Annotated in this window: 8 protein-coding genes; 5 read left to right on the top strand and 3 right to left on the bottom strand. The window is 66.1% G+C overall.

Annotation, left to right across the window (positions count from 1 at the left end):
- Positions 1-332: 332 nt before the first annotated feature.
- The 4 genes from AC3ITW_RS04225 (at position 333) to lpxH (ending at position 5,974) form a co-directional block, all read left to right on the top strand.
- Positions 333-3,257: a TonB-dependent receptor domain-containing protein gene (locus AC3ITW_RS04225; protein ID WP_004146000.1), complete on the top strand. Its 2,925-nt coding sequence runs from the start codon at positions 333-335 to the stop codon at positions 3,255-3,257.
- A 144-nt stretch (positions 3,258-3,401) separates the two neighbouring features.
- Positions 3,402-4,547 carry a glycosyltransferase family 4 protein gene (locus tag AC3ITW_RS04220; protein ID WP_004145999.1) on the top strand — a complete coding sequence of 382 codons (1,146 nt, stop codon included), beginning with the start codon at positions 3,402-3,404 and terminating at the stop codon, positions 4,545-4,547.
- Complete coding sequence (locus tag AC3ITW_RS04215) at positions 4,528-5,067, top strand: phosphatase PAP2 family protein (protein ID WP_004145998.1); 540 nt, start codon at positions 4,528-4,530, stop codon at positions 5,065-5,067. Before AC3ITW_RS04220 ends, AC3ITW_RS04215 begins: the two co-directional genes overlap by 20 nt.
- 160 nt (positions 5,068-5,227) lie before the next feature.
- Complete coding sequence (gene lpxH, locus AC3ITW_RS04210) at positions 5,228-5,974, top strand: UDP-2,3-diacylglucosamine diphosphatase (RefSeq protein WP_012510181.1); 747 nt, start codon at positions 5,228-5,230, stop codon at positions 5,972-5,974.
- Positions 5,975-6,061: 87 nt separating this feature from the next.
- On the opposite strand, the gene AC3ITW_RS04205 is transcribed toward lpxH, so the two are convergent.
- Complete coding sequence (locus tag AC3ITW_RS04205) at positions 6,062-7,315, bottom strand: zinc-dependent metalloprotease (protein ID WP_004145983.1); 1,254 nt, start codon at positions 7,313-7,315, stop codon at positions 6,062-6,064.
- Positions 7,316-7,540: 225 nt separating this feature from the next.
- On the opposite strand from AC3ITW_RS04205, the gene AC3ITW_RS04200 reads away from it, so the two are divergent.
- Positions 7,541-8,998, top strand: coding sequence for a T6SS phospholipase effector Tle1-like catalytic domain-containing protein (locus AC3ITW_RS04200; RefSeq protein WP_004145981.1), 1,458 nt, complete (start codon positions 7,541-7,543; stop codon positions 8,996-8,998).
- Positions 8,999-9,067: 69 nt separating this feature from the next.
- On the opposite strand, the gene AC3ITW_RS04195 is transcribed toward AC3ITW_RS04200, so the two are convergent.
- Positions 9,068-9,892, bottom strand: coding sequence for a ferritin-like domain-containing protein (locus tag AC3ITW_RS04195; RefSeq protein WP_012510178.1), 825 nt, complete (start codon positions 9,890-9,892; stop codon positions 9,068-9,070).
- A 9-nt stretch (positions 9,893-9,901) separates the two neighbouring features.
- Positions 9,902-11,368 carry an amidophosphoribosyltransferase gene (gene purF / locus AC3ITW_RS04190; RefSeq protein WP_012510177.1) on the bottom strand — a complete coding sequence of 489 codons (1,467 nt, stop codon included), beginning with the start codon at positions 11,366-11,368 and terminating at the stop codon, positions 9,902-9,904.
- Positions 11,369-11,394: the final 26 nt, after the last annotated feature.

Genomic DNA, 11,394 nt, shown 5'->3' with positions numbered 1-11,394 from the left:
TCCATCCGCGCTGTTGACGCTCCACGACCACGGCCCTTCGGGGCCGTGGTTTTTTTCGGCCCGCGCAGTCTGACGTTATCTGCATCGCCATTGACGTTTCCAAACCCCAGGACAGATGCATGTTCCTCTGCCTCAGTCATCGCAGACTCCTCGGCAATCGACTGATTCCATGTCGATTTGTGCAGAAGCGACATAACCACCCGGCGCATTTTCATCGGTTTCCCATACCTCTCCCGACAGACCTTCACTAGGTTCGAACGTCCACCGCCTGCGGTGGTATTGGCGCCGTCCGGCTTGGCAGCGCACCGAAGACTTCGAAGAGAGAGAGACCCATGATCATCCGTATTCCCGAACTGGGGTTGGCGATCCGCCGCGTGCTGGCGATGACCGCAACCACCGCATTGGCCGCTCCTGCACTCGCCCAGCAGGCCCCGGAAGCCACCACGCTGGACCGCATCGAGATCACCGGCTCACGCATCCGCCAGGTCGACCTGGAAACCGCGCAACCGGTGCTGACCATCAGCCGTGCCGACATCGAGCGACAGGGCTTCAACTCGGTTGCCGACATCTTGCAGAACCTGACCGCGACCGGCAGCCCTGCCCTCAGCCGTGCCAGCCCGCTCAGCGCGGGCGAGGCCTCTGGTGGCAGCTACGTGGACATGCGCGGCCTCGGCCCGCAGCGCACCCTGGTGCTGGTCAATGGCAAGCGCCTGGGCATGACCACCTCCGGCTACCAGGACATCTCCAGCATTCCTGCCGCTGCCGTGGAGCGCATGGAAGTCCTCAAGGATGGCGCCTCGGCCATCTACGGCTCCGATGCGATGGCCGGCGTGGTCAACATCATCACCCGCCGCAACGTCGAGGGCGTGACCGCCAGCGTCTACCACGGCCAGTACAGCGAGGGCGACGGCGCCCGCACCCAGTACGACGTGGTGGCCGGCTGGTCGAACGAACGCGCTTCGATCAGCATCGCCGCCGAGCATGTCGAAGAAAAGGGCGTGTGGGCGAAGGACCGTGGCTTCAGTGCCTACACCTACACCGACGGTCATCCGGCCGATGGCTGGACGACGGTCGGCCAGTGGGGCCGCATCACCGGCTTCAAGGGCCCAGGCTGCAGCAACAGCCGCGGCTGCAGCTATTCGCTCGACCGTGGCAGCCAGCCGGGAGGCCCGGACAGTTTCCACCTCAGCGACAATACGCCATTCACCGGTGATGTCAGCAACAGCAACGAGCAGATGCATCTGCAGACGCCGATCAAGCGCGACTCGATCTTCGTCGACGCACGCATGGATCTCAATGAGCAGGTCCGCTTCAACACCCAGCTGGCCTACAACCGGCGCACCACCACCCGCCAGATCGCGGGCTATCCGTTCCAGTCCGCTGCCGCCGGCATCACGCCGATGTCCGCCGACAGCTGGTTCAACCCGTTCGGCAGCCACCATGGCTATGAAAGCCCCAGCGACGTGCACTGGAACCGCCGCACCTGGGAGATTCCACGCGTCAGCGTCAGCGAACTGACCACCTGGCAGGGTGTTGCTGCATTCGAAGGCAGCTTCGCGTTCGGCGGTCGTGACTTCGATTGGGAAGCAGGCTACCAGTACAACCGCAGCGAACTGATCCAGCGCGCTACCGGCAACCTGCACAAGCAGCGCGTTGCCGATGCCACCGGCCCCTCGTTCTACAACCCGGCAACCGGCAAGGTCGAATGCGGTACGCCGGAGGCGCCAATCGCCGGCTGCAAGCCCTGGAACCCGCTGGTTCCGTATGGCCAGGATGATCCCTATGGCCTGACCGGCAATCCGGAACTGCAGGACTGGCTGTTCCCGGAAGAACTCACCCGTGGCCGTACCACCACCCGCAACCTGTTCGCCAGCCTCAGCGGCAGCCTCGCCACGTTGCCGGCCGGTGAGCTGGGCTTCGCCGTCGGTGCCGAGAGCCGTCGCGAAGATGGACGTTTCATCCCCGATGCACTGGCACAGACCGGCGCCACCACCAACCTGGCCGCAGGTCCTACCGGCGGCGGCTATCGTGTCGACGAGGCGTACCTGGAGCTGAGCGTGCCGGTGCTGCGTGACCTGGCCGGTGCACGTGAGCTGAGCCTGAGCGCTGCGACCCGCTACTCGGACTACACCACCTTCGGCGGTACCCTCAACAGCAAGTTCGGCTTCACCTGGAAGCCGATCGACCAGTTGCTGGTCCGCGGCACCTGGGCCCAGGGCTTCCGCGCACCGACCATTTCCAACCTGTACGGCGGTGGTTCGGAGACCTTCACCACCGGCTTCCGTGACCCCTGCGACACCGTCTACGGCGCTGCGGCCAGCAGTCCGGAAGTGCGTGCACGCTGCGCCGCCGACATTGCCAATGCGAACAGCTACCGCCAGCTCGGCCAGGGCAATGAACCGATCACCGGCAGCAGCGGGCAGACCCCCCTGCCCTTCACCAACGGCTCCAATCCCGACCTGCAGCCGGAAACCTCAACCAGCCGCACATTGGGCCTGGTCTGGAGCCCCTCGTTCGCCCAAGGGCTGAACATCGCGCTGGACTGGTGGAAGATCCGCATCGACAACACCATCGTCGCCGACCACCCCAACGACATCCTTCGTGACTGCTACGAGTTGGGCATTGCCGAGCGTTGCGGCAGTTTCACCCGCGATCCGGAACTGGGCATCGTCAACAAGCTCAACTATGGCAGCCGCAACAGCGGCTTCCGCCAGGCCGAAGGCTATGACCTGGAGGTCGGCCACAAGATCGAAACGTCCTGGGGCACGCTGAGCGCGGACTGGAAGACCACCTATGTGGTCGCCGCCGAGGAACGGACCACCAACGACGCCGATTCGCCGCCGATTCCCAGCAATGGCATCGCCACCAATGGGGGCATCGGCTTCCGCGTGCGTTCCAACGCGTCGTTGGGCTGGGAGCGTGGCGACTTCGGCCTCACATGGAGCCTGCGCTATTTCTCCGCAGTGAAGGAACGCTGCCTGGGCCTGGCGGACTATCCGAACGAATGCTCGCACCCGGACCAGCGCGCACCGTGGTTCAGTGGCACGCGTGACTACAACCGTCGCGGATCGGTCACCTTCCACGACGTGCAGGCACGCTACAACCTGCCGTGGGATGCCACGGTTTCGGTCGGCGCCAACAACGTGTTCGGCCGCCAGGGTCCGGTCATGTACAGCCAGCCGAGTGCCAATTTCTCCTACTACGGCGGCTTTGACATCGGCCGTTTCATCTACATGAAATACCAGCAACGCTTCTGATCCACTGCACAGCATGAGCGTTTACGCCACGGCCCTTCGGGGCCGTGGTTTCATGTGCCCAAGGCTACGTCATCTGGCGGTCGCAAAGCGGTCATATCGGCTACATCGCCAGGCCCGAGCATGCCGGAAACCCGGAGGCCCGCCATGCGCTATGCCATCGTCACCGAGACCTATCCGCCGGAAGTGAACGGCGTTGCCCTCACCGTGCAGGGCCTGGAACAGGGACTGCGCGCATCGGGGCATGACATCGACCTGATCCGGCCACGCCAGGCCAGCGAAGCGCTGGATTCGGCACCCGGCATCCTGCTGGTCCCGGGCGCTGCACTACCGCGCTACCCCGGCCTGCGCTTCGGCCTGCCGGCACCGATCCGGCTTGGCCGCCACTGGCAGCAGCAGCGCCCGGATGCGGTCTACGTCGCCACCGAGGGCCCGCTGGGCTGGTCGGCACTGCGCACCGCGCGCCGCCTCGGCATCCCGGTCGCCAGCGGCTTCCACACCCGCTTCGACGAGTACCTGCCCGACTACGGCGTGGCCTGGCTGCAGGCAGCGGCAATGCGCTGGATGCGCCGCTTCCACAACCAGGCCGATGCGACCCTGGTGCCGACCCGCGAGCTGCAGCAGTTCCTGGGCGAGCAGGGATTCGAACGCGTGCGCCTGCTGGCGCGCGCAGTCGACAGCCAGCAGTTCGATCCGAGCCGTCGTGACCCTGCGCTGCGCGAGGAATGGGGCGTGGACGGCAATGGCCTGGTAGCGATCTACGTCGGGCGGATCGCCGCGGAAAAGAACCTCGGGCTGGCCGTGAAGGCGTTCCGCCGGCTGCAGCAGATCCGGCCGAAGGCGCGTTTCGTGTGGGTCGGTGACGGCCCGGCCCGCGAGAAACTGGCGCATGAAAACCCCGACTTCATCTTCTGCGGCATCCAGCGCGGCGATGCCCTGGCACAACACTTCGCCAGCGGCGATCTGTTCCTGTTCCCCAGCCGCAGCGAGACTTTTGGCAACGTGACCCTGGAAAGCATGGCCAGCGGCCTGGCAACCGTGGCCTTCGACTACGGCGCCGCGCGCGAGTACCTGCGCAACGGCGAGAACGGCGCAGCGGTGGACAACGACGAGCAGTTCATTGAAGCGGCGGTGCAACTGGCCGCTGATGATGCGCGGCGCCACGCACTGGGCAGCAACGCCGCGCAGGCGATGAAACGCCTGCATCCGCAGCAGGTGGTGGCCGAGTTCGATGCCCTGCTGGCCGAGCTGGCCCAGTCACGGAGGAGCGGCCATGCGCACCACGCCGCTTGAGCTGCTGGCCGGCCGCGAAGCACGGCTGTGCCGGCGGGCCAACCACTACTGCCGGCGCCGCCGCGTGCGCCGCCTGTTCTCGGTCATCAGCCGGCTCGGCGATGGCGTGTTCTGGTATGTCCTGATGGGCGCGCTGGTGGTGTTGGACGGCTTCGACGGCCTGCGCGCCTCGGTGCACATGGCCGCCACCGGCCTGGCCGCGCTGCTGCTGTACAAGAGCCTGAAGCGCTGGACCCGACGCCCGCGCCCGTATGCCGCCGACCTGCGCATCCGCGCCTGGGTGGCACCGCTGGACGAATTCAGCTTTCCCTCCGGGCACACCCTGCACGCGGTGTCCTTCACCATTGTCGCACTGGCCTACTACCCGTGGTTGGCACCGCTGCTGGTGCCGTTCACCGTCGGTGTGGCGCTGTCGCGGGTGGTGCTGGGCCTGCACTACCCCAGCGACGTCCTCGCTGCCACCGGCATCGCCGCGTTGCTGGCCGCGGCCAGCCTGGCCTGGTTGCCGCTGCCGGTGTGAGGCGCTTTCCGCCGGGCATGGCCCGGCGCTACCGGTCAGCACACGATTCCCGGGCAACGCCGGGCCAGGCCCAGCGAGCGCAGCGGTCCCTTGGTAGCGCCGGGCCGCGCCCGGCGAGCGCAGCGGCATCCCCGGCGGGCGGATGCCCTAGAATGCAGGCATGACCACGCTGTTCATTTCCGACCTGCACCTGGACCCCAGCCGTCCGGAGATCACCGACCTGTTCCTGCGCTTCCTGCGCGAGCAGGCGCCCACCGCCGATGCGCTGTACATCCTCGGCGACCTGTTCGAAGCCTGGATCGGCGACGACACCCCCTCGCCCGCCGCCGATGCGGTGGCCGATGCGTTGAAGGTGCTGACCGACAGCGGCGTGCCTGCATACTTCATCCGAGGCAACCGCGATTTCCTGCTCGGCGAGGACTACGCACGCCGCGCCGGCCTGCGCATCCTGCCCGACCCGTGCGTGATCGAGCTGTACGGCCGCCCGGTGCTGCTGCAGCACGGCGACCTGCTGTGCACCGATGACATTCCCTACCAGCAGTTCCGCGCACAGACACGCGATCCCGCGTTCCAGGCGCAGTTCCTGTCGCAGCCGCTGGCCGCGCGCATCGCGTTCGCACAGAAGGCCCGCGAAACCAGCCAGGCCCGCCAGTCGGAAATGAAGCAGGGTGATCGTGCGACGTTCGAGAACGTGACCGACGTGGCCCCGGCCGAAGTCGATGCCACCTTCGTGCGCCACGGCGTGGACACCATGATCCACGGCCACACCCATCGCCCGGCCATCCATGCACTGCAGGCCGGTGGCCGTGCCTGCACCCGTATCGTGCTGGGCGACTGGTACGAACAGGGTTCGGTGCTGCGCGTGGACGCCAATGGCTGGACCCTGGACACGCTCAGCCGCGAATGATGGATCACAGGGTGCCAACCAAGGTTGGCATCTACCAGAGCAGGTGCACGCGCCCTGGTAGACGCCGACCCTGGTCGGCGCCTGGACTCAGCGGAAGGCCGCGATGGTGGCCTTGGTGTTGACCAGCACGCGCTGGTTGTCGGCACTGCTGGCGATGCCCATCGGCACACCGTTGTAACTGATGTTCGGATTGGACCAGTAGTTCAGCCGCGGGCAGCCGGCCGAGCAGTCATAGGCCATGATCGTGCGCCAGCGCGATCCGCTCGCCGGCTCATAACGATAGCCGTGGCCATAGGCGTAGGGCGAGGTGCTGGGATCACTGGCGATGTCGTGCCGTGCACTCTGCAGGTGGCCGATTTCATGGGCGAACGAGTAGTAGCCGGTGGCGCAATCCCAGTACACCGCGGCAAACGCGGTCGATGCGGTGGAACCGATGCCCGAGGCCAACCCGCAATAGCTGGTGTTGTTGATCAGCAGTACGCCGACGTCGGCAGCGGTGTTGTTACGGCTGGTATGGATGCTGTCCATGTAGCCGTCGCTGGTGTTGCGGAAGCGGGTCAGGTCGGTGGTGAAGTTGCCCGACTCGGTGTAGCTGGTGGTCTCGTAGCCAGCCAGCTGCAGGGTGATGCCAACGTTGCTGTTGACGTAGCCCTGGTTGGATTCGGCTACCGCCAGTTGCACCAGCGACTGCATGTTGCCGCCGTAGGCTGCGACGGCAGCGTTGGTCGCCACTACCAGCACGCGGATGGTCGCCGGCGTACCGGACGAGGCCTGCGCGATGCCGATGCGATCGTTGTTGCCCATCGGAATCTTCGGCAGCTGGTTGTAGTCGGCCGGATGGTCGGCCGGCATCCGCGACTCGTCCACTTCCACCAGCACATGGCGGTTGCCCAGCGGACGCAGCCGGTACAGCTTGCCGTCCTTGCGGATCGAACCGGTGAGGGTGTTGCCCGAACGCACCAGGATCACTGAATTGCCGGGATCATCCTGACCGTTCGAAGTGGCAGCGGTCAGCCGGTCGGACGGCGAGCGGAACTGGCCATACCAGATGCTGCCGCCATCGGGCAGCGACTCGACCTTGCTGCGCACCGCCTGTACGCGCTGGCCGAGCAGCTCGAACTCCAGCTGCGGCTGCGCGGTGGCCGCCGCATCCACACGTACTTCCTGCACCGTCGCCGTGGACGGCGTCGCCAGCAGTTTCCCCAAGGCGGGTTCACTGCCTGCCGCTGCACGGCTGAGTACCGTCACCGGCTCGAACAACGGTGCGGCATGCGCAGCCGCCGCCACCGACAATCCCAACACCAGGCCACCTGCCGCTTTGCCAATCGATCTGGACAACATTGCGTCGCTCCTTGAATGATGTGAACAGCGTGGATGCAGCACGCCCGGGTTTGCCGGGTCTGGCCATCTGGCCTGCGCGGGTCGTGTGAATTCAATAGAAGATGGGAATGAAAATCAGGAACTGTGATCGACCGCATCTGCGTTCAGTCAGGTCAAAAGCGTCACTACACTTCGCCAACACACCGCTTTCGCGCTACCGTGACGCAGCCACGACGGGGAATGCACATGGCACCACCGCAGGACACGGACGAAGATGTCGGCTTGCTGCGGATCGGCCTGTTCTTCGATGGCACCCGCAACAACGCACACAATCTGGAACGCGGTCGCCCGCAGCTGCCACAGCCACGCCCGGCCCAGCTGCGCGCCGACGACGATTCGACCTACCAGAGCCGGCTGACCAGCAGCTACGACAACGGCCTGACCAACATCGCCCGTCTGCAGCAGCTGTACCCGGATAGTCGCCGCGATACGCTGGCGACTGCATCGCTGTCGATCTATGTGGAAGGCGTCGGCACCCGCGACGATGCAGACGACGACCTGATCGGCCTGGCCTTCGGTATCGGCGCCAGCGGTGTGCGGGCGAAAGTGCAACGCGCGCTGCAGGTGCTGCTGCCGGTCGCGCTGACCGAGCTGTCCACACGCTGGCGGCAACCGCTGCGGCGCGTGCAGCTGGACCTGTTCGGCTATTCGCGCGGTGCCGCCGCTGCACGCGATATCGCCAACCAGTTGCAGGCCTGGGACAACGCACGCTGGCGGCAACTGCTGCAGTCGTCCGGCCTGGCCTGTGCCGGTGACTTCGCTGCCGCAACACCGGCACTGCGCTTCATCGGCCTGTTCGACACCGTGGTTGCAGTCAATGGCGGCCGCGCCGACGAACAGCCACGACTCGCGCTGCGTACGGGCATCGCCGGTCAGGTGCTGCAGTTGAGCGCACGCGACGAACATCGCCAGCACTATCCACTCACCAGCGTGGCCCCTCCCTTCACTGAAATCGCACTACCGGGCGTGCACGCCAACATCGGCGGTGGCTACAACCAGATCGAAGAAGGCCCCAAGCTGCTCAGTCGTCCGCGTCGGCAGCAGCTGCGTCGCACGGCCGTTGCCGATTACCAGATACCGCCCCTGACGGTACTGCAGGCGACCACGGCCTATGCCGAAGCGCAGGCCGATGCCGAGCGCTGGCGGCAACAGCTGGGCGCGGACCAGAAGGAAGTGTGGGTCGATGTCTGGCACCAGTGGCAACAGCAGCGTCGTGCAGGCAGCCGCAGCGTCCTGCTGTCACCGGTGCTGTACGTGACTGCTGCGGTGGTGCTGCGCCGGCGCATCGACTGGCGGTACCAGCTGATTGCCCTGCAGGTGATGCAGCAGCACGCACGCGATGCCGGCGTGCAGTGGCGTGCCGATGCAGCCGATGTTCCAGGCTGGGCGCTCCCCTCCGCGCTGCTGCCGATCGCACGGCGACTGGTGGCCGGACAGGCGCTGACCCCGACCCAGGAGGCACTGCTGCGACGGCGCTACCTGATGCAGTCGGCGCACTGGAACTTCGATGCACTGGGCGATACCGCACTGACCTATGCCGCCGATGCCGGGGTGAGCGAACTGCCCTACCGGCCAGGGCCCGGCCTGTTCTACATCAACCGGCCGACCGTGGATGGCAGACGCGTGGTGCTGCCAAACGGGTGAAGCAGAAAAGGGACGGAGGGGATTAAGTCGTTTGAGGCACAAACGACTTAATCCCCTCCGTCCCTTTTTTCAGCCGGCCTGCTCGACCAGGTTGGCCAGTTCGTCAGCATCGAAGCCGGCCAGCAGGCGCGCTTCCAGATTGAAGGGGCCATACAGATAGCCGCCAGCGTATTCGACCAGCAGCTCCTTGAAGCGTGCGCGCGGCTCGATACCGGCACGGTCGCAATGCCAGCGGAACCAGCGCGAACCCGCAGCGACGTGCGCCACTTCCTCACGCAGGATCACCTCCAGCACGTCGGCGGTTTCAGCGTCACCGACATTGCGCAGTTTCTCGATCATGCCCGGAGTCACGTCCAGGCCACGTGCTTCCAGTACCCGCGGCACCAATGCCATGCGTGCCAGACCGTCATGCGCAGTCTTTTCGCACATTTCCCACAGGCCGTTGTGCGCGGGGAAATCGGCGTAATCATGGCCGTGTGCCTGCAGGCGTTCGCGCAGCAGCATGAAGTGCCGCGATTCGTCGTCGGCACAACTCACCCAATCGGCATGGAACGCCGACGGCAGGCCACGGAAGCGATACACCGCATCCCAGGCCAGGTCGATCGCGTTGAGTTCGATATGGGCGATGGCGTGGATGAAGGCGGCACGCCCTTCCACCCCGCCCAGTCCGCGCCGCGGCACTTCGCGCGGATGCACCAGCACCAGCTTCGCCGGCCGGCCCGGCATGCGGATCGGCTCCGGCGACGGCGCATCGGCCGCCACCTTCAGGCGGCCGGCACGGAACGCGGCCGCATAAGCCTGGGTCAGCGCGACCTTGCGCAGCGGGTCGGCTTCCGCCAGGCACTGCTGCGCGGCGCGCAGCAGATCGCCTCCGACGTCGGGCACGTCAACCACGCCTGGACCTCAGGCGCGGCGCTTGTGCTTGGCGTCATCCGAACGCAGTTGCTGGATGCGCTCGAAGTAGCCCGGCTCGATGCCGGTCGGGTAATGGCCATTGAAGCAGGACGAATCGAAGTTGCGCAGCGCCGGATTGCCCTCGCTCACCGCCGCTTCCATGTCTTCCAGGTCCTGGTAGATCAGCCAGTCACAGCCGAGGTGGGCTTCGATCTCTTCCACGGTGCGGTTGTGCGCGACCAGCTCTTCGGCCGCTGGCATGTCGATGCCGTAGATGTTCGGGTAACGCACCGGCGGCGCGGCGCTGGCCAGGTAGACCTTGCGCGCGCCCGCATCGCGGGCCATCTGCACGATCTGCTGGCTGGTGGTGCCACGCACGATCGAGTCGTCCACCAGCAGCACCACGCGGTTGCGGAACTCCAGGTGGATCGGGTTGAGCTTGCGGCGCACCGACTTCACCCGTTCGCCCTGGCCCGGCATGATGAAGGTGCGGCCGATGTAGCGGTTCTTGATGAAGCCTTCGCGGTACTTCACCCCGAGCACGTTGGAGATCTCCAGCGCGGCATCGCGCGAGGTATCCGGAATCGGGATGATGGTGTCGATGTCGTGGTCCGGGCGCAGGCGCAGGATCTTCTCGCCCAGCTTGATGCCCATGCGCATGCGCGCCTTGTGCACCGAGACGTTGTCGATCATCGAATCCGGGCGCGCGAAGTACACGTATTCGAAGATGCACGGGGTGTGCTCGGCCGGCTCGGCGCAGATCTCCGAGAACAGCTCGCCACGCGCGGTGATCACCAGCGCTTCGCCCGGCTGCACGTCGCGCACGCGCTGGAAGCCCAGCACGTCCAGCGCGGCCGATTCGGAAGCCACGATGTACTCATCGCCTTCGGCGTGGCTGCGCTTGCCCAGCACCAGCGGACGGATGCCATGCGGGTCGCGGAAGGCGACCAGGCCCAGGCCCAGCACCACGCTGACCACCGCATAGCCGCCCTTGCAGCGACGGTGCACGCCGGCCACCGCGCGGATCGCGGCTTCCGGGCTGAGCTGGCGCTGCTGCTCCAGTTCGTAGGCGAACACGTTCAGCAGCACTTCGCTGTCCGAATCGGTGTTGACGTTGCGGCGGTCCTGCTCGAACACCTGCTGGCGCAGCGCCTCGGTGTTGATCAGGTTGCCGTTGTGGGCCAGCGCGATGCCGTACGGCGAATTGACATAGAACGGCTGTGCCTCGTCCATGCCTTCCGAGCCCGCGGTCGGGTAACGCACATGGGCGATGCCGACGCTGCCTTCCAGGGTGGACATGGTGCGTGCATCGAACACATCGCGGACCAGGCCCGTGGCCTTCTGCACCCGCAGGCGGCTGCCATTGACGGTGGCGATGCCCGCCGCATCCTGGCCGCGATGCTGGAGAACGGTCAAGCCGTCATACAACTGCCCGGCGACGTTCTGGTTGCCGACGATTCCGACGATGCCACACATGGTGCGAGGTCTCCGCTGGGCTGTGC

It is taken from the genome of Stenotrophomonas sp. KH_052, assembly GCF_057838755.1.
This window is presented reverse-complemented; position numbering and strand designations above follow the sequence as displayed.